Below are 23955 nucleotides of genomic sequence, written 5' to 3' on the forward strand. Positions count from 1 at the left end.
TCTTAGGGTACCTGCGCTTACCTGAGGTCGAGCGCGAGGTCGATGATCGGTGACGAATGGGTGAGCGCGCCCACCGACATGTAGTCCACTCCGGTACGCGCAACGTCGACCGCGTTCTCCAGCGTCAACCCGCCTGTCGCTTCTAGCCAGACCTTGCCGATGTCATGTTCGAGCGCCCGCACCGAGGCGACCACCGAGGCCATCTGTTGCCGCTCCATGTTGTCCAGCATCAGGAATGTCGCACCGGCGGCGAGGGCCTCATAGGCCTGCTCCCAACTTTCCACCTCAACCTGAATCGGGGTGCGTGGGAATGCCTCCTGGATGGCGTCGAACGCGGCACTCACTGACCCTGTGGCGACGATGTGGTTGTCCTTGACCATGGCGCAGTCAAAAAGACCCATGCGTTTGTTGATTCCGCCACCGCATCGGACGGCGTATTTCTCGAGCTCTCGCAGGCCAGGGGTGGTCTTGCGGGTGTCGAGGACCTTGGCGCCGGTGTCCGCAAGCGCATCCACCCAGCGGCGCGTGTGCGTCGCAACCCCACAGGCACGCGACATGAAGTTCAGAAGGGTGCGCTCAGCTATCAGCACGACGTGGCCAGCGCCCTCAAAGTGCGCCACGGCGGTCGCGGCGGGCACCACGTCACCATCGTGAACCAGGATGTTGAAGCGCGGGACGGGCAGGTCGAGTCGCTTGGCTACCTGGGTCAACACCTCGCGAGCTACCGCAGTTCCCGCGACGACGCCGGCCTCGCGCATGACGAGCGAGCCCTCGACGTGGGTGGTGGTGGCGATGGTCGACTGCGTGGTGACATCCCTACCCGGGTTTCCACCGAGGTCCTCATCGAGCGCGCGGGCGACGGCCGCGGTAAGCCACTCGGCATCGAGGGGTTCGCATTGGTTCAAGTGCTCTGGCATGTCCACAATGCCAGGCTACCGCCCTGGGCGTTAGCTCCAGGTAAGGCGCCCGCCAACCATGGACGCGCCAGTAGGAATTCACTGCCGAACGAGCGGCAATCTCCGCACTCAGCGACAACCGCGGTGCGCCGGCGGAAACGCGCGCGTGCGGGGCTAGGACTGCCCGCGGGTCAACCCAGTTCGAGCGGCGCCTGGACGCGACCAAGATTGCCGCCGGGTCCGAGCACCGAGGCGAGCCGCACCTGCCAATGCTCGTCGTCACGCTCCGGGAAGTCCTCGCGCACGTGACCCCCACGAGTCTCCTCGCGCGTGAGAGCGGCGCCCACGAGGACGGCGGCGGTCGCGAGGATGTTTGACGTCTCCCACTCCGCCAACTGAGGGACGGCCGGTGCCTCCTCGTCCGTCTGGAACCGCTCGCGCAGGCGATCGAGCTTGGCTGAGGCGGAGGACAGGCCCTCGGCAGTGCGCACAGGGCCCGCACCCGCGTGCGTGATGGCCTGAATGCGCGGTCGCATGGTCGCGGGCACCAGAGTGGTCGGACCGCCGCGGTCCACGGGATCGTGCTGCTTTACTAGCCCTCCGCCCACCGCCTCGGCGGCGTCCTGCGCGGCACGCTTAGCAAAGACAAGGCCCTCCAGCAACGAGTTCGAGGCCAGCCGGTTGGCGCCTTGAACACCAGTGCAGGCGGCCTCGCCAATGGCATACAGCCCCGCCTTGGTGGAACGCCCGCGCAGGTCCGTGAGGATACCGCCCGAGTGATAGTGCTGGGCCGGGGCGACCGGGATAAGCGCGTGCCCCATGTCGAGCCCGCGTTCGGCCAGTCGCGCATGGATAGTGGGGAACCGCTCACGCAGGAACTCACTTCCCAGGTGGCGGCAGTCGAGGAAGACGCTGTCCGAGCCCTCCTCGTCCATCATCGCGACGATTCCCTTGGACACTACGTCGCGAGGCGCCAGCTCGGCCATCTCGTGACGGCCCACCATGAAGCGCTCGCCTGCGGCGTTGAGCAGATACGCGCCCTCGCCGCGCACAGCCTCGGAGATCAGCGGCTGCTGCCCCGTCGCGCCCGACCCTTGCCAGAGCACCGTGGGATGGAACTGAACAAACTCGATGTCCGCGATGGCTGCTCCGGCACGTAGGCCCGCCGCCAGGCCATCGGCCGTCGCGCTGGGCGGATTGGTAGACGACCGGAATACCTGGCCGATGCCGCCAGTCGCCATAACCACCGCCTTCGCCAGGGCCGCACCCACACCATCCCGCGTGCCTTCGCCCTTAATGTGCAATGTCACGCCGCACACGGCGCCAGGATTGCCATCAGCATCGGGGGCTGCGGTGAGCAGATCGACCACCATGGCGTTCTCGATTACCTCGATGCCGGGGTCGCTCTTCACGGCGTCGAGTTGGGCGACAAGCGCGCGGCTAATTTCCGCGCCAGTCGCGTCACCACCCGCGTGGGCAATGCGGTCGCGGTGGTGGCCGCCCTCGCGGGTCAGCGTGATCTGGCCGTCGTCCTGCATATCGAAACGAGCCCCGCGATCCATGAGCTCGCGCACCCGGTCCGGGCCCTCGGTGACGAGCGCACGCACTGCTTCCTCGCTGCACAGGCCGGCACCCGCGACGAGCGTGTCCTGCAGGTGCTCCTCGGCGGTGTCCTCCGGATCCAAAGCTGCCGCGATGCCCCCTTGCGCCCAGACTGTTGAGCCGGAACTGAGCTGTCCCTTGGTGACCACGAGCACGCGGTCCACCTTGGAGCGCAACTCCAGCGCGGTGGTCAGCCCGGCGATGCCGGAGCCCACCACAATTACGTCGGCGGACGTGGTCCACCCTGGCTGCGGCGCAACTAGGCGCTGCACGAATCGCACGTCGGTCATGGGTGAACGCTACCCCTCACCAGGTGTTTGCTACGTCCGCACCCCAAATCGATGGGTCTGGAACGTCGCCCCGCACGGGCGCAGCCCGGCAGGGGCAATTTAGGTTGCGGATGTAGTGGGTGCGGCCTTAAAGGCGTCCCAGCCCTGTGACCTGAAGTCGCGCATCGGCAATCCCGAGCGCTCGAGCCCCGAGCCGTCCGGCACGTCTCCGGGCTCATCGCACTTCTGCACTATGCGGTTGTCGACGTCCACGAACACCACGGCCGGCTCATAGTGATGCGCTTCTTCGTCACCGATCATGCCGTAACTGATGATGATCACCATGTCGTCCGGGTTGATCAGGTGCGCGGCAGCGCCGTTAATGCAGATCTGCCCGCTGTCCGGTTCGCCCGGGATCGCGTACGTGGTCAGGCGTGCGCCGTTGGTGACGTCCACGACGTCCACCTGCTGACCTGGAATGAGATCCGCGGCCTCCATCAGGGTGGCGTCAATGGTGATTGAGCCCACGTAGTGCAGGTCCGCCTGGGTCACGGTGGCGCGATGGATCTTGGAGATCATCATGGGCCGCTGCAGGGTCTTGAAGGTCATGAGGGTCCTTCCTGGTAAATCATAATTTTGTGGTTCATTCTCACCATTGCCGATGCTGGGGCGAGGCTCTCCATGGTCGTGGACTTGGCCTACGAGCTGTGGCCTATGCGAGTGGAAACGTTGTCGATGAGCCGTGTCTTCCCGACTCGGGCCGCGACGGCGATCACGACCTCACCACGGTAGTCGCCAGGCACGGGGTGCGCGGACGAGGGGTCAAGCGCCGCGAAGTACTCAACCTGGGCAGCGGGTACCCTAGCGAGCTCCTCGCTCCCAGCGAGGAGCGCCTCGGTGACGGTCGCGCCTGAGTCGGCCGCTGCATCGGCCGCCCGCAGCGCCCGCGACAGCGCCAGCGCATCATCACGTTCAGTCGCGGACAGGAACACGTTGCGGGAACTGCGCGCGAGGCCGTCGTGGTCGCGAACGGTTGGCGCCACCGCGATCTCGACGGGCACGTTGAGGTCCCGCGTCATGGTGCGCACGGCGATTACCTGCTGCGCGTCCTTGGCGCCGAACACGGCCACGTCGGGTCGCGTCAGGTTCATGAGTTTGAGTACCACAGTCAGCACTCCGTCAAAGTGGCCGGGTCGCGCGGCGCCCTCAAAGACATCGTTGATAGCGCCGGCAGACACGGTGACTATAGGTGTGCCGCCAGGATAGACATCCTCGAGAGCCGGTGCGTAGAGCACGTCGACGCCCTCCTCCTCGAGGAGTGCGGCGTCCGCCTCTAGCGTGCGTGGATAGTGCTCTAGGTCCCCCGGATCGTCGAACTGGAGCGGGTTCACGAACACCGTCACCAGAACCTCGGCGGCAATAGACTGCGCGTGGCGCACCAGCGCGAGATGACCCTCGTGAAGCGCACCCATGGTCATCACCACGGCGCGCGTGCCGCTGGCCCCGCCGAGCTCGCTGGCGCGTGTCACGATCCTCATGGCAGGTCCCCCTCCTCTGTCGCGGCGCCCGCCGACCCAAGCGCGGCGATGAGATCCGCGTACTGTGCAGGCCCGACGCGGCCACCAGCAAGCGCCAGGTCTGCCGTCGCGCGCGCCATCGCAATGTATGCATGCATGATGTCTGGTTCCGACGACAATGCCTCGACGTGAGCGGCCACAGTGCGCGCGTCGCCGCGCACCACCGGTCCAGTCAGCATCGTGACGGCACCCGGAGCCTCGCTCACCGCACCCTCAACCGAGGCGTGAACCACCGGCCCAAGCAACTTACCTGGCTCCTCGACGCCGATTCGGGCGAGTAGGGCACTCGATTGCGTCACCGCCGTGACGACATGGTTCGCGGCATGGCAGATCGCCGCGTGATACGCCGGGCGGTCCTCGTCGGCGATCACGATGGGCTCACCCCCCATCTCCACGGCAAGCGCCAGCGCAATGGGCAGAACCCCGGCGGGGGCGCTCACCGCGAAGGTGGCGTTGACGAGGCGGGTGTGGTCTAGCGATGTGCCCGTGAACGTCATCGCGGGATGGATAGCCAGGGTCAGTACGCCCTTGGCCGCGGCGGCCGCAAGCACCTCGGTGCCGTAACGGCCGCAGGCGTGCACGGCGATCTGGCCGGGGCGCCACGCGTCCACCGCGGCCAGGCCGGTGACGAGGTCTTCGAGCGAGTCATCCGGGACCGTCACGAGTACCAAATCAGCGGCGTGGACGACTGCCTCAGGGTCCAGGTTCGGAACACCCGGCAGCAAGGTGTCAATGCGGCTGACCGACTCCTCGGAAACACCTGAGGCGGCCACGACCGTGTGCCCCGCCTGACGCAGCGCGGCGCCGAGCACGGCGCCCACGCGCCCTGCGCCCACCACGCCTACTCGCAGCCGGCCGGGCTTGGGGCGGGCGTTCACGTCTTCCACGTTGACCGCATCGGACCGAATATCACCGGGCATCGAGACCAACTGCTTTCATCCATTGTTCGGGGCTCTGGTGCTTGCGACCTTCGCGCGCCCGCTCGGCCTGAGCGTCGAGGAGGGCCACCGCGTCTGCCACGGCGAGGTGTTTCGCGACTGGCTTGACTGGCCCATTGGTGGAATGCACCTCGACTGACGCGAGCCCCAAGGTGCGCTGAAGGGGGCCCTGGCGAAGTTCGAGCGACTGCGTGCGAGCGTGAGGAGTGATACTTACTTCCCTGACGAATCTGCCGCTACGAATGATGAGGGCGGAGTCGGTGGCGCGCACGCCCCGCTGGCGCCACTGGAACAGGTCTAAGGCGCGCGCCCGGCGCGGCGAAGTGAGGAAGCCATCGGCGGCGCGAAGGCTCTCCATGGCCTCCGCGATCGGTGCGCTGGGGTCCGTGCCGTCCTCGCCCACCAGTCCAAGGTCGGGCAGCACTAGCCACACGGCTTCAAGCGCCTCAGCCCTGCTTCCCACCGGCAGCAGCGTCGACACCGCGTCCTGGTCGTTCTGGTAGCCAGCTACGTTGATGCTGACGTCCCACCAGCCAGCCTTGCGCCACCACCACGACTGACGCAGCCGCACGGCCTGCACGCGGCCAGGCGGCACGGTCTGGCGCCGCGTCTCGAGCAGGCCGTGCCGCAAGCGGATGCCGTCCTGCGAGATGCCTGCCTTAAACCCAAACCCCCTGTTTAGCTGTGTCCAGAAGAATCCCAACAGTCCCACGACCACTGGCACCGCCGTCACTAACGACGTTCCGACGATTGCCAAGAAGACTCGCTGAACATCGACCCGGAAGATCACCATGAGCACGACGATCCACACCGGAGTCAGCACCAGCCAGAACGTGGGCCACGACAGGGCGATCGAGCCAATGAGGCGCCCGTTCGGCACCGCGTAGACAGGACGCTCTACGGCTGCCGGTCGGTCCGTGCGGTCGTGAGCCGCAGCGCCGTGCAGGCTGCCGAGCACGAGGTTGTCGCCCTGGACCCCACCAAGCGAGCTCACCGCCTGACTCGACGGCCCGGCGTCGCCCACCACGGCATCGGCCACAAGTGGCTTGTCTGTCGCGTGCGAGTCCCGCGAGGGCCCTCCACGCCGCTTGTACCCGGCGGCTAGTTCCAAAATCTCGTTGCGTAGCGCCTCGGCGTCACCAATGCGCAGGTACTCAAGCGCGATGCCCGAGTTCTCCCCGCCGGCGACCTCAATACGAATCACCCCAAAGCCCACCAGCCGTGCCACGAATGGCTGCACCACGTCCACGGCCTGGAGTCGGTCCAGGCGCGCCTGGCGCTGCTGCCGGAACAGCACACCCTTGCGTTGGTACACGGCATCGTCGCCTATCCGATACTGATTGAAGCGCCACCCCAGATAGCCGAAAAGCGCGACGATGGCGATGATTCCCAACAGAATTGCACCGATGACAAAATACGACAGGTGTGTGGCGTTGATGGCGTCGGTGACGCCGTCCTCGCTGCCACCTCCCACCCAATCCGGAGCGCGGGAGACCACCAAATAAAACAGGATCGCACCCAGTAGTGGCCAGATGCCAAGAAACGGCGACACCGGGTGCACGCGAGTCCACTCGCGCGGGGCGCGATACAGGTGGCCTGGACCCGGTTCGGCGGCCGGTCCGGTGGAACGCAACTGGCTCACAAGCCCGCCAGCTGTGCCTCGCCACGGGTGGTCAATCGGTCGCGCAGTCGCGCAGCCTGAGCCACTGGCACCCCCGAGATGTGAGCGTCCGTACCTGGCGACGCGGTGTGCAACTGCACGCGAGCGATGCCAAACATCCGCGCCATTGGCCCAGCCTGAACCTCGACGTACTGCATGCGTCCATACGGAACCACGACGACGCGGCGGAACATGCGCCCGCTCTTGACGACCAGGTCGTCGTCACGTTCCGCCCACGCGTGCGCGGTCACTTGGCGCACGGCCACCCATGTGGACCACAGCCCCACAAGAAGTACGGCCACGGCGCCGTAGTACCACCAGCCGCCCACGTAGGCCTGCAACCACAGGAACACCACGGCAAACACCACCACAGCCAGCCACACGGATATGAGGCGGGCGGGAATGAGGCGCCGCGAAACGTATGTCCACTGGGCATCGTCCGGGTTCAACCAACTCATGCCGCTAGTCTGCCACCCGCGCGCACTCGCGAGGAGCGCTAGTTGGCTCCAGCCGCCGTGCCACGGCTCGGATCACCGCGCCTGGGTTCACCACTTCCTGAATCGTCGTTATGCCTGTCCGTCTTGCACCAGTGCTCGGCGACGACGCCTGCGCCCAGCAAGATCAATCCTCCGAGCATGGCGATTAATGCCGAGATGGCCGTCTCTCGCCTGGGGGCGTGCTCCCAGAAGTCGAGCAACGCGATCGCGTACCCGCCGTAGACGCCCGCGACGGCGGCTCCCGCATAAGCGCTGGCCTGCGCGAACGCCACAGTGCGCGCGGCGCGGATCCCGCTCAAGTCAGGCCTATTGCCGCGCTTGTACTGGCGCACGGCCCACGCGAGCGCGAGCGAAGCTCCGGCAACAATCACACACACGACCGCGACTGTCCACGGTACAGACAGCGGAGTGGAGCCACGCGACACTGCGATGCGTGTCACGATCCAGCCTGCGGCACCGGCCACCAGCAAGACCAGGACGAGGCGCCTCCAGGTGAGGTGCGTCACGAGTCAGGGACCCGCCGGAGTATCCGCCCACGCGGCGTCGGCCGTGTCGGGCCACGGGTTGGCGACAACATCTACGCCTTCGTGACCGATGGCATTAGCCAGATCACCGACGCGCCCGCCGTGGGGACCGGCAAGAGTCGTGTCCGGCGCGAGGTAGGCCCAGGGAATTAGCACAAAGCCGCGCTCGTGCGCGCGAGGGTGCGGCACCGTGAGATCGTCGGCTTCGAAAAACTCATCGCCGTAGGCGATCACGTCGATATCGAGCGTGCGTGGACCATTGGCAACGCCACGCTCACGCCCGTGCACCATCTCAATGCCCTGGGACGCGGCGAGGAGTCCGCGCGGGGAGAGCGTGGTGCTCACCTGGATGACGGCGTTGAGGAAGTCGGGCTGCTCAGGGCCCCCCACCGGGTCGGTACGAACCAATGGCGAGGTGCGGACTACCTCAATATTCGCGATGCGGTTGAGGTCGGCGACCGCTGTACGGAGGGTCAGTTCGACGTTGCCGACGTTGCCTCCGAGCGCGAGGTACGCCACCTCGGCGCGCTCAGGCTGCTGATCTGCGGGGTCCGCGAGCAGCGGGACGCCCAGGGGATCGTTGGGGATACTGGCAGAGGAGCCGATGCGTCGATCCGCGTAGAGGTCCCCATTGCGCAGGTCGCGGCGGATGCGCAGCACCACGTCCTTGAACTCCACGTGAAGAGGCGCCTGAGGCTTGTGAATGGCGACGTCGACGCATTGCACGCCTTCCATCTCCAACACCACTCGAGCCACAGAGGCGGCGACGGTCTCAAGGAGGTCTGCGGGGTCGCCGGCGAGGACCTCAGCCACCCGATCCGCAATGTCCGAGTAGTTCACGGTGTACGCGAGGATGTCATTGCCCGCGGCGGCACGCGTGCTGACGTGTGCCACCACATCGGCCATGAACAGCTGACCAGTCTCACGTTCGGTGGCGAGTACGCCGTGGTAACCGGTGACCCGAATTCCCTCGACCATGATTTGGTCCAGTTCAATTCCGTCTTTGACATAGGGCGTCACTGAGAGCGTCATGGGTTCATCGTGTCGTGTCCAGGGCATTCTGCCAAGCGGACACGACCCGGACTGCGTCACTTGAGGCTCGCGCGTCATGGACACGCACCGCCCACGCCCCTGCCTGCGCCGCGAGCGCCGTGACCGCGGTGGTCGCGTGATCGCGTCGGGCGGGGTCTCCCGCATCCATTCCTGGCCGTGTGACCACGGCGCCAAGGAATCTCTTACGCGAGGCGCCGATGAGGACGCGCCTACCGCCGCTCCATTCAGTCATGTTCGCTAGCAGTGGCCAGTTGGAGTCCGCAACCTTGGAGAAACCCAGGCCCGGGTCCAGGATGATGCGCTCGTCACGCACCCCCGCGGAGGTCAGCGCGTCCACTCGGGCCGAAAGCTCGTCCCGCACTTCTCTCACGACGTCGTCGTACCGGTCACGGGAGTCCATGGTGGTTGAGTGGGCGCGCCAGTGCATCGCGACGTAGTCGACGTCGGCAGCCGCCACCACCGCCGCCATGTCAGGATCCGCGAGGCCCCCTGAGACGTCGTTGATGATGCTCGCGCCCGCCGCCACGCAGGCCTGCGCTGTCGTGGAGCGCATTGTGTCGACACTCACCACCACACCCTCCTGGGATAGCGCCCGAATGACTGGCAGCACCCGCTCGAGCTCCTCAGCGGGAGCAACGCGTTCCGCCCCAGGGCGGGTGGATTCGCCTCCGACGTCAACGATGTCCGCGCCTTTCGCCACCAGCCGATGCGCGTGCGAGATGGCGGCGTCCGTGGCCTCAAATCGGCCGCCATCGGAGAACGAGTCAGGCGTGACATTCAGCACGCCCATGATCAGCGTGGCGGGGGAACCCAAGACGCCCACGACTCTAGTGTCCGGCGATCAGGCTCATGGCCTCGGCGCGTGTGGCGCCGTCCCGCATCACACCGCGCACCGCGGACGTCACCGTGCGTGCGCCGGCCTTGCGGATGCCGCGCATTGACATGCACAGGTGCTCGGCCTCGACCACCACAAGCACTCCCCGCGCGCCGAGGTGCTCGACCAATGCATCGGCGATCTGCGTCGTGAGCCGCTCCTGCACCTGAGGGCGCCGCGCGTAGACGTCGACCAGACGGGCCAACTTGGACAGCCCCGTGATGCGGCCGTCCTCGCCTGGGATGTAGGCAACGTGAGCGACTCCGTGGAAGGGCACCAGGTGGTGTTCGCACATCGAGTACAGCTCGATGTCCTTGACCAGGATCATCTCCTCATGGCCCAGCTCGAAGACTGCGCTCAGAACATCCGCGGGGTCCTGGCTCAGCCCAGCAAAGAACTCCTCGTAGGCGCGGGCCACTCGAGCAGGGGTGTCCTGAAGCCCGTCACGATCCGGGTCCTCCCCCACTGCCGCGAGGATCTCGCGCACGGCGGCCTCGACCCGCGGTCGGTCAACGCCGCTCGTGGGCGCCGTTCCGCGGGGTTCGGTGACGCCGGGGTCGGAGGGTGTAGTCATGATTCGACCCTAGTCGGCGTCGGTCGCGGGCGGCGGCGGCGTTTCCGCATCCGTCGGCTCTGACTTGGGCTCGACCGGCTTCTTGGCGGGCTTCTCTACGGGCTTCTTGGGCGCGGCCTTCTTAGCGGGCGCCTTCTTGGCAGGAGCCTTCTTAGCATCGGCCGTGCCAGCCTTGGCGCTGGTCGCACGAGCCCGCTTGAGCGCGGGAGAGACAGCGGGCGACCAGTCGCCGCTGACCCATTCGTCTCGCGTGGGGATGCGCTTCACCTTCGCGAAGATCTCGGCGAGAGCGTCCTCGGCGAGCGTCTCCTTCTCAAGGAGCTCCTCGGCCAGAGTGTCGAGCAGCTTGCGGTTGGTGCTGAGCGCCAGGACAGCCTCAGCCATCGCGTTGTCGAGCAGGTCGCGCACCTCGCTGTCGACCACCGAGGCGAGCTGCTCCGAGTAGTCCCGGCCGTGGCCCATGTCGCGGCCCATGAAAACCTCACCCGAGCTACCGGCAAGACGGACGGAGCCCACCTTGGAGCTGAGCCCGTACTCGGTGACCATCTTGCGCGCAATGTCGGTGGCCTGCTGAATATCGTTTGAAGCCCCCGTTGACGGGTCGCCGAATACGAGTTCCTCAGCGATGCGCCCACCCATGGCGTACGCCAGGTTGTCGAGCAGCTGGTTGCGAGTCTTGGAGTAGCGGTCCTCTTGGGGCATCACCATCGTGTAGCCAAGCGCGCGACCGCGCGGCAGGATGGTCACCTTGGTGACCGGGTCCGTGTCGTTCATGGCGGCAGCGACCAGAGCGTGACCACCCTCGTGATACGCCGTCACTCGCTTGTCGTGCTCGTTCATGATTCGGGTGCGCTTCTGCGGCCCGGCAATGACGCGGTCAATTGCCTCGTCGAGCTGCTCGGCGCCAATGATGGTGAGGTCGCTTCGCGCGGTCAGCAGCGCCGCCTCGTTGAGGACGTTCGCGAGGTCTGCACCGGTGAAACCAGGGGTACGGCGCGCGATGAGGTCGAGGTTGACGTCCGGTCCCAGCGGCTTGCCCTTGCCGTGCACCTCGAGCACCTTCTGGCGGCCCTTGAGGTCGGGCGCATCCACGCCCACCTGACGGTCAAAACGGCCAGGGCGCAGCAATGCCGGATCGAGGATGTCGGGACGGTTGGTCGCCGCGATCATGATGACGTTGGTGGTCGCGCCAAAGCCGTCCATCTCCACCAGCATCTGGTTAAGGGTCTGCTCGCGCTCGTCGTGCCCGCCTCCCATACCAGCGCCGCGGTGGCGTCCGACAGCATCGATCTCGTCGATGAAGATGATGGCGGGTGAGTTTTTCTTTGCCTGCTCGAAGAGGTCACGCACGCGACTCGCACCGACGCCCACGAACATCTCGACAAAGTCGGATCCGGAAATGTGGAAGAACGGCACGCCGGCCTCGCCCGCGACGGCGCGCGCGAGCAGAGTCTTGCCGGTTCCGGGAGGGCCGTACAGCAGCACGCCCTTAGGGATCTTGGCGCCCACGGCCAGGAACTTGGCGGGGGTCTCGAGGAACTCCTCGATCTCTCGCAGCTCCTCGACGGCCTCGTCTACACCCGCGACGTCTTCAAACTTCACGGTGGGGGTGTCCGGCGTGACCATCTTGGCCTTGGACTTGCCGAACTTCATGACCTGGCCGCCGCCGCCACCCTGCATCGCGCTCATGATGAACCAGAAGAGTCCAACGAGCAGCAGAATCGGGAGCAGCGTAAACAACAGCGAGGTCAAGAAACTGGTCTTGGGAACCTCAGAGTTGTAGCCCATGGGGGGATCCGCCTGCGCCACGTCCGTCACCACCGTGTCGCCCTGCGGCGCGACGTAGAAGAACTGGACCTTGTCGGACAGTTCTGCCCACTCCTCGGGCGAGTCCGCCGGTAGGTCCTCGAGCAGCGTCATTTCGACGCGCTGGTCACCGTCCACGATCTTGACCTGCTCCACCGCACCGGCGGACAGGAGCGCGAGCCCCTCCGAGGTGTCAATCGAGTCGACCTTGGGGGCAAACAATCCGGAGACCAGCCAGCCGATGACGACGGCAATAAGGATCAGCGGAATGAGACGGCGCAGGCTAAAGACTTTCTTCATGGTGAACAGAACTCTACGCGAGGCCGCTGACGTCGTGGACAGGTTTCGCCATCAGCGGGAAACGAGTCCGCGCGGCGACGAGCAGCGGGTAGCTACGCCTCGCCGTAGACGGTAGGGCTGAGCACCGCCACGAAAGGCAGAGTGCGGTACTTCTCCGCGAAGTCGAGGCCATATCCCACGACAAAGTCGTTCGCGATGTCGAAGCCCGCGTATTTCACGTCGATGTCGACCGTCGCTGCGTCGGGCTTGCGCAGCAGTGCCGCCACCTCGACGGACTCGGCGCCTCGCGAACGCAGGTTACCTAGCAGCCAAGACAGCGTGACGCCGGAGTCGATGATGTCCTCGACAATCAGCACGTGACGGCCGTCGAGATCAGCATCCAGATCCTTGAGGATGCGCACCACGCCGGAGCTCTTGGTTCCCGAGCCGTACGAGGACACTGCCATCCAGTCCATCTGCACATGCGGCGGCAAACGTCGCGCCAGGTCTGCCATGACCATGACCGCGCCCTTGAGCACCCCTACGAGCAGTAAATCCTTGCCCGCGTAGTCCTCGCGAATCTGCGCGGCAATCTGGTCGAGCTTGGTAGAGATCTGGTTTTCACTGACCGCGATGCGGGTGAAGTCGTCCATGTCGTATTGCGCGTTCACTCGTTGCTCCCAAGGTCGACGGTGCCGGAGATGATTAGCCTGCCATACTCGCGCCGCGCTTCGTAGCCACCCGGCAACGCAACCGCGCCCTGGCCTTTGTACTGCATCACCAACTTGTCGAGCATGCGCACATGCGCGGCGGTCAGCGGGCCGGCACCCTTGCTCTCCGCGAGCATCTTCAGCATGCGCGAGCGAATCGCGTCGGGTAGCGCCGCGAGGTTATCGCACCGCCAGTCGTCATCGGACGATGAGGCGGCGGCAGACTTGCGAAGTGTCGCCCTGGCCTGGCGTTCCAGTTCGTCCGCGTCGGCTTGCAGCATGGCGGCCGAGCGCGCGAGTCCTGACACGACGCCGGGCCCGAGAACGTCCACCAGCGCGGGCATGACCTTGCCGCGCAGCGCGGACCGCTTGGGCCCACCGTCGGTCTCGTTGGTGGGGTCCATCCACGGGTCAAGCCCGAGCGTCTGGCACGCCGTGACGGTGTCCTTGCGCCGGATAGAGAGGAACGGGCGGATGATCCGTCCGCGCCGTGCCGGGATGCCACTCAGCGCGCGCGCACCGGAACCACGGGCGAGGGCTAGCAGCACCGTCTCCGCTTGATCATCCATGGTGTGGCCGGTCAGGATGTGCGGGTCCACGCCGCCCTCGGCACTCACCCGCTCTTCGATCGCGGTGTAGCGCGCTGTGCGCGCCGCCGCCTCGAGGCCGCCGTCACGGCCCACCACGACGCGCTCCACGAAGACCTGGTGGATGCCAGCCTTCTTGACCTGCATCGCTGCGCGCTGTGCCACCTCGGCACTGTCCGGCTGAATACCGTGATCCACGATGATGGCGCCGGAGAAGTAGCCCTCCTTGCGCGACACGTAGGCCGTTGCAGCGGCAAGCGCAAGCGAGTCGGGGCCACCGCTGCACGCTACCCAGATGCGGGTACCGATGTCGTAGCCGTGCAGGGCCTCACGGACGGCCACCCTGGTGGCGGCGACGGACGGGTGCGGGCCGGTCATGTAGCCGTCCTCCGCATAATGATCGATATCGGCATCACTGACATCCGCAGTCGGCAAGGGCCGTCACGAAGTCATCGATCGCCCCCATCGGACGGCTCTGGCCGTAGGGCATTCCGTCTGCCATGGTCGCGAACGCGAGGACGCGGCCATCGGCCGTGGTCACGATGCCCGCGAGCGTGGTCACGCCGGTAAGCGAGCCCGTCTTGGCCCGCACATAGCCAGCTGCGCTCGTACCTTCGTACCGCTCCTCGACGGTGCCTTCGAGTCCGCCGAGCGCCATGAAGTTCACCAAGTCGACGTTGTTGGGATCGGTGCGAGCCTTCACCAACGTCGACGTGAGCTGGGACGGCGCGATCCGGTTGTTCTCTGAGAAGCCTGCGCCATCGAATAACGCTAGTCCCTTGGTGTCAACACCCATGTCCCGTAGCTGCGCGATGGTGGCCGCTGCCGCGCCGGAGGGGTTGACCGCCTGCCCAGTCTCGAGTGCGAGCACTCGGGCGACGACCTCGGAGATTGTGTTGTCGGATACCGCGAGAAAATACTTGGTGACGAGGCTCAAAGGTGCCGACTCTACGGAGGCGACCACCGCAGCATCGGCTGGATTTGTGCCGTGGTTGACGTCCCCGACGTTGAAGCCGACGCCGGTGAGCGCCTTGCCAAAGTCGTTGGCGGCCGCGAGCGACGGGTCGTCGTGGCGCGGTCCGTAGCCGTCTCCTTCAAGCCGTGCGACGTTGACCGCGATGCCCGTGACGGGGGCGGCGTAGCCGTTGACGCGCGCGTACTCGGGCCACGCCTCCGGCCACGCGGGACCGGGGAACGCAGAGTCGTCTACCGCGACGTTGATTGTGGCCGGCGCGCTGTCGCCTAACTCCGTGCGCACCAACTGCGCGAGGTCGCCCAATCCTGCCCACCCATTGGCCTCGTCGAGCTCGTCCTCGTGACCCACCCCGTGGTGGCCCTCACCTGCGGCAAGCATGAGGTCGCCGCCCGCCATCAAGGTGAGAGTCGCTGTCGCGGGGTCCCAGGTGACCTCGGTGGTGGTCGTGAAGTCGGGACCTAGCGCGTGGAGTCCGGCCGCGGCGGTCAGCAGCTTGGTGGTGGAGGCAGGCACCTGACTGTCCGTCGCCGAGATCCCGCCGAGGTATTCGCCCGTGACGTAGTCAAGAACGGACACATTCGTGGACTCGCCGGTGCGTTCGTCGTCGCGAAGTTTTTTGGCGAGCGCGTCAACGGTAGCCTTCGGCGGCATCGGCGCGTCGCCATCCAAATCCGTGACGGGCCCGGCCGTGGGCGGCACCGCCGCAACCGGCTCGGCAGTCAGGAATGGGGCTGGAGGTAGCTTGTCTTCCGCCGTCGTGAGGACGCCCGGAACTAGGTCCTCAGCGTCGGCCCACGCGTACGCGCCAAGCCCGCCAAGCACCACGACCGGGGTCAGAATTCCTGCCCAAACCTTGCGTCGCACACGACACCTCCCAACATGCGCCAGACTAGTACCCAGGAACCCCCACATTGGACGTAAGGAAGCGCCATGGAATTTGATGTCACGGTTGAAATCCCCAAGGGAAGCCGAAACAAGTACGAAGTCGACCACGAGAGCGGCCGCATCCGCCTAGACCGGATGCTCTTCACGTCGACCCGTTACCCGGACGACTACGGATTCATTGATGGCACGCTTGGCCAAGACGGTGACCCGCTCGACGCGCTCGTCCTGCTCGAGGAGCCCACGTTCCCTGGCTGCCAGATCCGTTGCCGCGTTCTGGGCATGTTCCGTATGCGCGACGAGGCTGGCGGCGACGACAAGTTGCTGTGCGTTCCCGTAGGTGACCAGCGCCAAACCTGGCGCCAGGAGCTCGAGGACGTCAGCGACTTCCACCGCCTCGAGGTGCAGCACTTCTTCGAGGTCTACAAGGACCTCGAGCCAGGCAAGTCCGTCGAGGGCGCGCACTGGGTAAGCCGCGAGGAGGCCGAGGCGGAGATCACTGCGTCCTTCGCCCGTGCCAAGGGCACGCCGTTTGAGCACCTCAACCCGCTCAGCCCGCCGCAGCACTAGTCATTTCAGGGCGCCGATACTGGCGCCGGCTCACGCCGTCGGATGCGCCTCAGGCGCCCGGCGGCGTTTGCTATTGCGGCGTTACTTAAGGCTGCGTTACGGGCGACCGACGACCGGCATGAGGTTGTACATGCGATACGCCAGTGAGTTGATCTGCGCGGGAGTCCCGGGCTTGTGGGCACCCATCACCTGGTTACCGCCGATGTAGACCTCAACGTGGTAGATGCCACTGCCTGAGCCGTTCGAGCTCCAGAAGATCAAGTCACCGGGACGGGCCTGCGAGAACGGCACCTTGGTGGTCGCGTAGTACTGGCTGCTTGAGGTGCGCGGGATGTACACACCCGCTGCCGCCCAGGATTCTTGGGTAAGTCCCGAGCAGTCATAGTAGGTGGGCCCCACGCCCCCGTCCTTGGTCTGCGAGTACGGCTTGCCCTGTAGCGTCAGCGCGTGAGCGACCGCAGTCTGGCCCTGCGAGGAGCTGGAGTTCCAGGTGGGGTCGGGGTCTGGCGCAGGGGCCGGGTCCTTGGTCTCTACGGGAGCCGGGTCTTTAGTTTCTACCGGAGCCGGGTCCTTGGTCTCTGCCGGAGCCGGGTCCTTCGTGGCGGTCGGCTTGGGATTCGAGGTCGACGTGGGCTCGCTCGAATCGTCGGTGGACGGGGACTCCGTGGGGCGTGGCACCGGGTTGGGGCGCACGTTGCTGGTCTGCTCGGCGGCGTTGGCCACCTCAGCATCGGCCGCGGCCTTGGCCTCTAGTGCTTTGCGGGCGCTCGCCTGGCGTTCTTCCGCGAGTCCGTCCTGACGCTGCTGCTCGAGCGCGACGCTTGAGTTGCGCAGGCTCACGAGTCGGTTGATTGCCTCTGTGCGGGCGCTGGCCACCTGGTCTACAGCTCGCTGGGCCTGCTTGCGTGACTCCTCGGCCGTGGCCGCAGCGTCAATGGCCGCCTGCTGAGCCTCGGCGGCCTTGGTGGCTGCCTCCTCCGCGTAGGTCCGCATGGTGCTTGAGACAATCTCGGCAGCCTTGACGGTCTGAACGCGTGAGTCAGCCTCCGAGGAGGAACGCTCGACCGCCTCGGACTTGGCGATGACGTCATCGAAACCGTTCGAGGAGGCAATCGCGGTGAGTTCTTTCATGCCGCCGCCGGTGCGGTAGGCATCCATCGCGACGGTGGCGAGGTTGTCGCGTGCCGCTGCGAGGGCCGCGTCGGCCTCGGCTGACTTCGCCTTTGCGTCCTCGAGTTCGGCGTCCGCCTCGTCCTTCGCAACCTGGGCGTCGGTGACGTTGTTCTCCGCCACCATGGCGGCAGTGTCCGCCTCATTCAGCGCGTCCTCGAGCCCTGCCATGGCGTTGTCGAGTTCGGCAACTCCTGACTGCGCATCGGAAACGGCGGCCTGGGCCGCCTCAATCTCATCCTGGCCGGGGTAACCCACCGCATCGGCGGGAGTCGACGGTGACGCGATCACCATGGTCGCGCTCACGGCCAAGACGGCCGATGCTGCGGCGACGGAGCGGCGTGTTCGGGCCGCAAAGCCACGAACGGACAAGACGCGGGAGGGCGTAGTCGCCTGGACTGATGGTCGCACTACCGGCCTCCTGCTGTCGCGTACTGGCTTGCCTACCCTTGTCCCGCCGTGGAGAGAAAGGGTGTTCATCGATACTACGTCCCAATTGTCACATGCGAAACATGAATGCTCGTGTCGGGTTTGTCACAGTGCCTGCGGGTGGCAAGAGAGACGTAGCGATTTCCCAGGGCTCGGGTGCCCGTTCACTTCATCGGCACACTCGGTTGGCCACTCAAGTGCGCGCGTGCCCTAGTCTTGTGTGCGGTATGGATGACGACGGCATTGAAACAGACGCATGGGCGGCAGATGAGGGCCCCGGCTCCGGCGCGCCCATTCCCGCCTCGGCGGCCTGGCGCGAGGGCGACAACCCTGGTCGACGCCAATTCGTCAACATTGGGGACCTCTCCCTAGAGGCCGACCCGCTGGGCGTGCTGCCCGACGTGCGCATGGCATACGAAACCTGGGGCGAGCTCAACACAGCGGGCGACAACGCCATCTATGTTGCGCACGCGCTCACAGGAGACAGCCACGTCTTTGGTCCAGCCGAGCCTGGGCACATCACCGGCGGCTGGTGGAACGCCATGGTGGGTGTCGGGAAGCCCATTGACCCCACGCGCCACTTCATCGTCTCCGCCAACGTGGTGGGTGGCTGCCAAGGCACCACTGGCCCGGCCTCAGCTCACCCCGAGGACGGTGAACCGTGGGGCTCGCGTTTTCCCTACGTGACCATGCGTGACATGGTCAACGCGGAGATCGCCGTCATGAACCACCTGGGGATTGCCCGGTGGCGACTCATCGCCGGCCCCTCCATGGGTGGCATGCGCGCCGTCGAATGGACCGTCATGGCTCCGGGCCGCGTAGGTGCCATTGCTCCCGTCGGTTCCACTGCGGCCGTGACTGCGGACCAGATCGCGTGGTCGACTACTCAGTTGGCCGCGATTTCCGCAGACCCCAAGTTCCGTGGCGGCGACTACTACGGCGCAGCGGACGGCGACGGCCCCCACACCGGCCTAGGCATCGCGCGCATGATCGCCCACACCACATACCGGTCCGAGGGTGAACTCGGCGAGCGCTTTGGCCGTTCCTATCAAGGCGACAGCGATCCCGTGGGTCGCGGCGGCCAGTTTGCCGTGCAAAGCTACCTCGCTCACCACGCGCGCAAGCTCGCGCGACGGTTCGACGCCAACACCTACGTGAGACTCGCGCAGTCGATTCAGTCGCACGACGTCGGTCGCGCAAGAGGCGGCGTCGAAGCTGCGCTGGCTGATGTCGACGTGCCGGCACTGATAGTGGCTGTTGACAGCGACCGGCTATACCCCGTGCACAACTCGGAGCGCCTGGATGCCGCACTGTCAGGCTCGCACGGCGTCAAGGTGGTCCACTCCCCCGTGGGACACGACGGCTTCCTGGTGGAGTCTGGTCAGCTCAACGCATTCATGGCCGCGTTCGAGCAGAAGCTCTAGTCGCCGATCAGCACGTCTTTTGGCGCGTAGTCGACGGGGTCGGCCGGGTTCCGACCCGCACCGCCCGCGACTGTTCACCGGCGGGCGAGCGCCGGCCCATTTCGGCGACGGCTACAGAATGCGCTCAGCGAGCAACTCGGCAAGGTGACGGCCGTTGACACCGGCGAGATCACTGCCCTGGGTGCGGCAACTCACCCCGTCAGCCAGGTAGATCGCACCCTCGGGGGCCTCGCGTAGCCTGGGTAGCAGCGAGTTCTCCGCGACCTTGACGGACACGTCGTAGTGGCCCTTCTCGGTCCCCCAGTTGCCGGCGAGCCCGCAGCAGCCCGATGCCTCAGTGACCGTCGCGCCGGCGCGCGCCAGTAGGTCGCGGTCCGCCGCGTATCCCATCACGGAATACTGGTGGCAGTGCGGCTGGACCACGGCGGTGACGTCATCCAGGCGAGGCGGTTGCCAGCGGTTGGCGGGCTTGACCGGGGCGCGGCCAGTCAACACCTCGGCAAGCGAGTAGGTGCCGTTGGCGACGGCGTGCGCGCGAGGGTCATCCGGAAGCAGTTCGGTCAGGTCCCCGCGCAGGACTCCCATGCAGGAGGGCTCCACGCCGATGATCGGAATGCCGTTGACGGCGTATGGCCCGAGTACCTCGAGCAGCCCATTGAGTCGCTTGCGGGCGGCGTCCAGCTGCCCGGTCGATATCCAAGTAACGCCGCAGCACGCATCCCCAGCGGAGACGATCACCTCGAAGCCCGCATCCTCTAACACCGCCACCATGGCAGTGGGAATCTGTGGGTCAAGTCCATCTGTGAACGAGTCCGCCCACAGCACCACCCGTCGGCGCTCACTGTGGCCCTCGATGCCGAGCGCAACCCCAGCATCGGCCGAGTTGGCGGGGTTGTCCTTGGCAGCACGCGTCTTCGCGGCGATGCTGCGCCGGAAGGGCTGAGCGGCGAAAGTAGGCAGTGATCTCCTGGTGTCCATGCCGGCCCCACTGACCAGCGCACGCTGAATCCACTTGGGGCTGGCGAGCGCATTCACGACCCGCGGGGCCACGCCGACCACCTTGAGCCAACGAGGTAGCCAGCCGACTGAATAGTGAGCCATAGGGCGACGCTTGCCCTTGTACGTACGGTGCAGAACCTCGGCCTTGTAGGCGGCCATGTCGATACCGCTGGGGCAGTCGCTCGAACACGCCTTGCAGCTGAGGCAAAGGTCGAGGCTTTCACGCACCTCCGGTGCCGTCAGCCCGCCCACGAGCGTGCCGTTGATCGCGTCCTGTAATACCCGCGCGCGCCCACGCGTGACGTCCTTCTCATCCCCCGTCGCCGCGAAGCTCGGGCACATGAAGCCAGTGCCAGAGGTCACCGCGTCGGAACGACACTTTCCCACGCCGGTACAACGGTGGACGGCCTCGGTCAAGTCGCCATGGTCGTGCGCGAAGGCAAGGCCTCCGGCCGATGGCGCGGTCTTCTTTGCCGCGGGTCGCCTTAGGTTCGCATCCAGCGGGGCAGGATCCACGATGATACCCGGGTTAAGATTGCCGGACGGGTCAAACAGCGCCTTGACCTGGCCAAACGCGTCGATCGCAGCGGCGGAGTACATCACCTTGAGGAGTTCTCCGCGGGCGCGACCGTCGCCGTGTTCGCCGGACAGCGACCCACCCAGGCTCGTCACCAGTGCCGCACCGTCCTCCATAAACGCGCGCAGAACACGGCCGTCCTCTTGGAGTGGGATATCAATACGGAGGTGGATGCACCCGTCGCCAAAGTGGCCAAAGGGTTCGCCCTCTACTCCGTACTTCTCCATGAGCTTGTCGAGCTCGCGCAGGTAAGTGCCGAGCTTCTCGGGCGGCACGGCTGCGTCCTCCCAACCGGGCCACGCCTCCTTATTCTTTGACGTGCGTCCGCCCAGGCCGGCGCCATCCGCCCGGATCCCCCACAGGCGCGCGGCCTCAATGGGGTCCCGGACGATCCGCACGCTTCTGGTGCCAGCATCAGCGGCAAGCGCCGCCATACGCGCCTCTGCTTCCGCCTCGGTGGCAGCGCCAATCTCGACGAAAAGCCATCCAGCCCCTGGGGGAAGGTCGGGGACGGGGCTGGCGCCCTTCGCGCGCCGCACCTTCTCAACCAAACGGGCATCCAGGCCCTCCACTGCATCGGGCGAGTGGGCGAGCATGGGGACCACTGCATCGGCCGCTGCGGGCATGTCGTCGTAGCCGAATGCAGCCATGAGGCGTGCGGGAGCTACGTCAACGAGATTAACCGTGGCCTCGAGAGTAGTGGCGAGCGTGCCCTCAGTGCCCACCAGGAAGCGCGCGAGCGAGTGCCCGTGCTCGGGGAGCAAGTGCTCCAGCGAGTAGCCGCTTACCTGGCGGCCAAAGCGACCAAACTCAGTACGGATCATCGCAAGGTTGGCGGCGACCAGTTCGTCCAGTCCAGGCACCACAGACAGGCTGTCTGCGGCCTCGTAGCGCCGGCCAGCGCCGTCGAGCACGCTGATGGACTGCACGTTCTGCGCGGTCTTTCCGTAGGCGACAGCGTGAGGGCCGCAGGCGTTGTTGCCTAGCATTCCTCCCAGGGTCGCACGCGAGGACGTCGAGGGGTCGGGGCCGAACCGGAGCCCCGCCGGACCCACAAGCTTCTGCAAATCCGTCAGTACCACTCCGGGTTGCACGCGAGCCGTCTTGGCTTCGAGGTCAACGTCCAGGATGCGGTTCATGTGACGCGACGTGTCTATGACTACCCCGGGGCCGATGCTGTTACCGGCGATGGACGTGCCGCCGCCTCGCATAGTGATGGGAGAGCCTGCAGCGCGCGAGGTGGCGATGGCGGCCACGAGGTCATCCGCGTCGAGCGGGAACACTACTACTTCTGGCACCACGCGGTAGTTAGAGGCGTCCGTGGAGTACTCCGCACGGCGGCGTGCGCTCGAGTCGACCTCTCCATCCACGGCCGCTACGAGCTCCGCTGTGAGGTCGGAGCGGGTGGGGGGCGAGGTCATTCGTTCATTCTGACACGGGCGTGGGCGCGGGCCTTTGCACTCTGCACCCGGTGCGAGATCAAATCAGCGCGACACGGCCAAATCCTGTACGGTATGTCCTTTTTGTCGCATCCCAGGGAATCCCCAGGCACTTAGCGTCCTGGGGACAAAAGCGAAACTCCGACACGCTGCACCCGTAGATCCCTTTTGTCACATTGTTCACACGAGTATCTTCACGTCACTTACGTAAGGCTCTCGATTCGGACGACTGTGTCCCGCTTGTGGTCAGTCCTAGCGTGGCGCTTAACGGCATTCGTGCGCAGTCACCGACGACGGCGTGCCGCGTCTTGGGAGGAAGATCATCATGAAGCTGAGGGGCTACAAGAAGATGTGGGCGCTGGTTCTCGCGCTCGTACTCACCGTGACATTCGCGGGTCCGACCTACGCCACGCAGGGCGAAGGCACGGGCAGCGACCAGGGTGATCAGACTCAGAGTCACCCGGAGGACTCGAAGACGGTTCCTGAAGAATCGAAGAACCAGTCAAACAACGAGAAAGTGCAGATCTGTCACGCGACAAAAAGTGATTCGCACCCCTTCGCCAATGACAACCATTGGGTGTCCTACAACGCAGTGAACAACCAGATCGACTTCAACGGTCACGGTGACCACGACAACGACATCATCCCGGCCTTCCCCGGCTTCCCCGGCAAGAACCTCGGCACCAGTGGCGCATTCCCGTGGACTACCGGCCAGGCAATTTTCGACGCCCGCTGCAAGGTGCCGGCCGAGCCCAAGGAAAAAGTCTCACCAGAACTTCCCGTGATCGTGGACGAGTGCGGTACCGAGAATGACGACTTCACTCTTCCCTCAAACACCGATCGCGTCACCTACACCTTTAAAAATGGCTATGTCTACGCAGAACTCGCGGGACACAATGTCGAGTGGGGAGAAGTTTCGGGCGACTGGAAGCCATCACAACGCGGCAAGCTGAAGTTCAAGATTCAACTGAGTGACGAACCCTGCCTTCCCGAACAGCCAGCCGACAAATCCGGCGAGAAGGTTGAACGCGAAAACTTCTGCACAGAGCCTGCTGATGGGACACGCACCTACAAGGTGACTACTACTCCATGGACTCAACCGCACGTCCTCGAAGATGGCAAGTGGGTCCTAGGCGAGAAGACATTTGGCAATCCCGAGACGGATACGGCGACAGAGAACGACCCCTCATGTGCGCCCAACGAGCCAGAGAAGGTCATGCAGTGGCACATCTGGAAGGTCAATGGCGACTGCAAGGATAGCCTCAAGTCCTCGCTGAACGAGGTAGGCAAGAGCGCCATGGGGCTGCCGTCGACGGACTGCAACTCGCCACGGGATTCGATCTTCCCCCAGGACTACGTGGGCGAATACAGCGACGACTTTGTTCCAGAGTGCGGCGTCTGGTACCAGGTCGACAAGTACATGGGTACGCCTGCCGAGATCTCCGCACTGTGGGCGGACGATGTCCTCAACAAGGACGAGGACCAGGCACTGCTCGTGCATGAGGCCGGCGTCGGCCAATGGTTCTTCCTCTACGGCGGCGACTGTGCAGACCCGGTGTTGTCTGGCACGGTTGTTGCTGAGTGTGTGGAGAACGTTCCGACGTTGAACTACACGATCACGTTGAACGACCCTGACGGACAAG

20 protein-coding genes are annotated in these 23955 nt (G+C 65.6%); 3 read left to right on the forward strand and 17 right to left on the reverse strand.

What is annotated here, in order from left to right:
* Window positions 1-17: 17 nt before the first annotated feature.
* The 15 genes from nadC to dacB all read right to left on the reverse strand — a co-directional run bounded on the left by nadC (window position 18) and on the right by dacB (window position 15686).
* Entirely contained in the window at window positions 18-917 is a 900-nt protein-coding gene (gene nadC / locus AOP77_RS10545) for a carboxylating nicotinate-nucleotide diphosphorylase (protein ID WP_062213404.1), read from the reverse strand.
* Between the two features lie 170 nt (window positions 918-1087).
* A complete protein-coding gene (locus AOP77_RS10550; protein ID WP_062213406.1) occupies window positions 1088-2788 on the reverse strand; it encodes an L-aspartate oxidase in 1701 nt (566 codons plus the stop codon).
* 99 nt (window positions 2789-2887) lie between these two features.
* A complete protein-coding gene (gene panD, locus AOP77_RS10555) occupies window positions 2888-3376 on the reverse strand; it encodes an aspartate 1-decarboxylase (RefSeq protein ID WP_236685816.1) in 489 nt (162 codons plus the stop codon).
* A gap of 89 nt (window positions 3377-3465) precedes the next feature.
* On the reverse strand, window positions 3466-4305 hold the full coding sequence (gene panC / locus AOP77_RS10560) for a pantoate--beta-alanine ligase (protein ID WP_062213409.1): 840 nt from the start codon (window positions 4303-4305) through the stop codon (window positions 3466-3468).
* Complete coding sequence (locus AOP77_RS10565; RefSeq protein ID WP_062213411.1) at window positions 4302-5264, reverse strand: Rossmann-like and DUF2520 domain-containing protein; 963 nt, start codon at window positions 5262-5264, stop codon at window positions 4302-4304. Before AOP77_RS10565 ends, panC begins: the two co-directional genes overlap by 4 nt.
* Window positions 5254-6924, reverse strand: a complete 1671-nt coding sequence (locus tag AOP77_RS10570) for a PH domain-containing protein (RefSeq protein WP_062213413.1) — start codon at window positions 6922-6924, stop codon at window positions 5254-5256. Before AOP77_RS10570 ends, AOP77_RS10565 begins: the two co-directional genes overlap by 11 nt.
* The gene (locus AOP77_RS10575; RefSeq protein WP_062213415.1) at window positions 6921-7400 is read right to left on the reverse strand and encodes a PH domain-containing protein; all 480 of its coding nucleotides are present in this window, start codon (window positions 7398-7400) and stop codon (window positions 6921-6923) included. Before AOP77_RS10575 ends, AOP77_RS10570 begins: the two co-directional genes overlap by 4 nt.
* 38 nt (window positions 7401-7438) lie before the next feature.
* A complete protein-coding gene (locus tag AOP77_RS10580; protein ID WP_062213417.1) occupies window positions 7439-7945 on the reverse strand; it encodes a DUF3180 domain-containing protein in 507 nt (168 codons plus the stop codon).
* Window positions 7946-7948: 3 nt separating this feature from the next.
* Window positions 7949-8995, reverse strand: a complete 1047-nt coding sequence (gene folK / locus AOP77_RS10585) for a 2-amino-4-hydroxy-6-hydroxymethyldihydropteridine diphosphokinase (RefSeq protein ID WP_062213419.1) — start codon at window positions 8993-8995, stop codon at window positions 7949-7951.
* A gap of 4 nt (window positions 8996-8999) precedes the next feature.
* Complete coding sequence (gene folP, locus AOP77_RS10590; RefSeq protein ID WP_236685817.1) at window positions 9000-9839, reverse strand: dihydropteroate synthase; 840 nt, start codon at window positions 9837-9839, stop codon at window positions 9000-9002.
* A gap of 4 nt (window positions 9840-9843) precedes the next feature.
* Window positions 9844-10464 carry a GTP cyclohydrolase I FolE gene (gene folE / locus AOP77_RS10595; protein ID WP_062213422.1) on the reverse strand — a complete coding sequence of 207 codons (621 nt, stop codon included), beginning with the start codon at window positions 10462-10464 and terminating at the stop codon, window positions 9844-9846.
* A 9-nt stretch (window positions 10465-10473) separates the two neighbouring features.
* Complete coding sequence (gene ftsH, locus AOP77_RS10600) at window positions 10474-12570, reverse strand: ATP-dependent zinc metalloprotease FtsH (protein ID WP_084622549.1); 2097 nt, start codon at window positions 12568-12570, stop codon at window positions 10474-10476.
* A 92-nt stretch (window positions 12571-12662) separates the two neighbouring features.
* Entirely contained in the window at window positions 12663-13202 is a 540-nt protein-coding gene (gene hpt / locus AOP77_RS10605; RefSeq protein WP_062213501.1) for a hypoxanthine phosphoribosyltransferase, read from the reverse strand.
* A 14-nt stretch (window positions 13203-13216) separates the two neighbouring features.
* Entirely contained in the window at window positions 13217-14224 is a 1008-nt protein-coding gene (gene tilS, locus AOP77_RS10610; RefSeq protein ID WP_062213425.1) for a tRNA lysidine(34) synthetase TilS, read from the reverse strand.
* 34 nt (window positions 14225-14258) lie between these two features.
* Window positions 14259-15686 (reverse strand): D-alanyl-D-alanine carboxypeptidase/D-alanyl-D-alanine endopeptidase, encoded by a 1428-nt coding sequence (dacB, locus tag AOP77_RS10615; protein WP_062213427.1) that lies wholly within the window; start codon window positions 15684-15686, stop codon window positions 14259-14261.
* A 66-nt stretch (window positions 15687-15752) separates the two neighbouring features.
* On the opposite strand from dacB, the gene AOP77_RS10620 reads away from it, so the two are divergent.
* Entirely contained in the window at window positions 15753-16274 is a 522-nt protein-coding gene (locus tag AOP77_RS10620; protein WP_062213429.1) for an inorganic diphosphatase, read from the forward strand.
* 96 nt (window positions 16275-16370) lie between these two features.
* On the opposite strand, the gene AOP77_RS10625 is transcribed toward AOP77_RS10620, so the two are convergent.
* The gene (locus AOP77_RS10625; protein WP_062213432.1) at window positions 16371-17855 is read right to left on the reverse strand and encodes a C40 family peptidase; all 1485 of its coding nucleotides are present in this window, start codon (window positions 17853-17855) and stop codon (window positions 16371-16373) included.
* Between the two features lie 245 nt (window positions 17856-18100).
* Here AOP77_RS10625 and metX point away from each other — a divergent pair, with 245 nt between their 5' ends.
* Window positions 18101-19297, forward strand: a complete 1197-nt coding sequence (metX, locus tag AOP77_RS10630) for a homoserine O-acetyltransferase MetX (RefSeq protein ID WP_236685818.1) — start codon at window positions 18101-18103, stop codon at window positions 19295-19297.
* Window positions 19298-19408: 111 nt separating this feature from the next.
* Here metX and AOP77_RS10635 read toward each other — a convergent pair whose 3' ends face one another.
* Window positions 19409-22294: an FAD-binding and (Fe-S)-binding domain-containing protein gene (locus AOP77_RS10635; RefSeq protein ID WP_062213433.1), complete on the reverse strand. Its 2886-nt coding sequence runs from the start codon at window positions 22292-22294 to the stop codon at window positions 19409-19411.
* A 343-nt stretch (window positions 22295-22637) separates the two neighbouring features.
* On the opposite strand from AOP77_RS10635, the gene AOP77_RS10640 reads away from it, so the two are divergent.
* The coding region (locus AOP77_RS10640; RefSeq protein ID WP_152649860.1) for a hypothetical protein at window positions 22638-23955 on the forward strand (1318 nt) is incomplete at its 3' end.

The sequence above is a fragment of the Demequina oxidasica genome, assembly GCF_000975115.1.
GTDB classification, from domain to species: Bacteria; Actinomycetota; Actinomycetes; order Actinomycetales; family Demequinaceae; genus Demequina; species Demequina oxidasica.

Excerpts from the sequence above, each read along its gene's own strand:
- AOP77_RS10635 (WP_062213433.1), bottom strand. The coding sequence starts at position 22,294 with ATGACCTCGCCCCCCACCCGCTCCGACCTCACAGCGGAGCTCGTAGCG.
- folE (WP_062213422.1), bottom strand. The coding sequence starts at position 10,464 with ATGACTACACCCTCCGACCCCGGCGTCACCGAACCCCGCGGAACGGCG.
- panC (WP_062213409.1), bottom strand. The coding sequence starts at position 4,305 with ATGAGGATCGTGACACGCGCCAGCGAGCTCGGCGGGGCCAGCGGCACG.
- AOP77_RS10620 (WP_062213429.1), top strand. The coding sequence starts at position 15,753 with ATGGAATTTGATGTCACGGTTGAAATCCCCAAGGGAAGCCGAAACAAG.
- metX (WP_236685818.1), top strand. The coding sequence starts at position 18,101 with ATGGATGACGACGGCATTGAAACAGACGCATGGGCGGCAGATGAGGGC.
- nadC (WP_062213404.1), bottom strand. The coding sequence starts at position 917 with ATGCCAGAGCACTTGAACCAATGCGAACCCCTCGATGCCGAGTGGCTT.
- AOP77_RS10550 (WP_062213406.1), bottom strand. The coding sequence starts at position 2,788 with ATGACCGACGTGCGATTCGTGCAGCGCCTAGTTGCGCCGCAGCCAGGG.
- tilS (WP_062213425.1), bottom strand. The coding sequence starts at position 14,224 with ATGACCGGCCCGCACCCGTCCGTCGCCGCCACCAGGGTGGCCGTCCGT.
- panD (WP_236685816.1), bottom strand. The coding sequence starts at position 3,376 with ATGACCTTCAAGACCCTGCAGCGGCCCATGATGATCTCCAAGATCCAT.
- ftsH (WP_084622549.1), bottom strand. The coding sequence starts at position 12,570 with ATGAAGAAAGTCTTTAGCCTGCGCCGTCTCATTCCGCTGATCCTTATT.
- AOP77_RS10575 (WP_062213415.1), bottom strand. The coding sequence starts at position 7,400 with ATGAGTTGGTTGAACCCGGACGATGCCCAGTGGACATACGTTTCGCGG.
- folK (WP_062213419.1), bottom strand. The coding sequence starts at position 8,995 with ATGACGCTCTCAGTGACGCCCTATGTCAAAGACGGAATTGAACTGGAC.
- AOP77_RS10565 (WP_062213411.1), bottom strand. The coding sequence starts at position 5,264 with ATGCCCGGTGATATTCGGTCCGATGCGGTCAACGTGGAAGACGTGAAC.
- hpt (WP_062213501.1), bottom strand. The coding sequence starts at position 13,202 with ATGGACGACTTCACCCGCATCGCGGTCAGTGAAAACCAGATCTCTACC.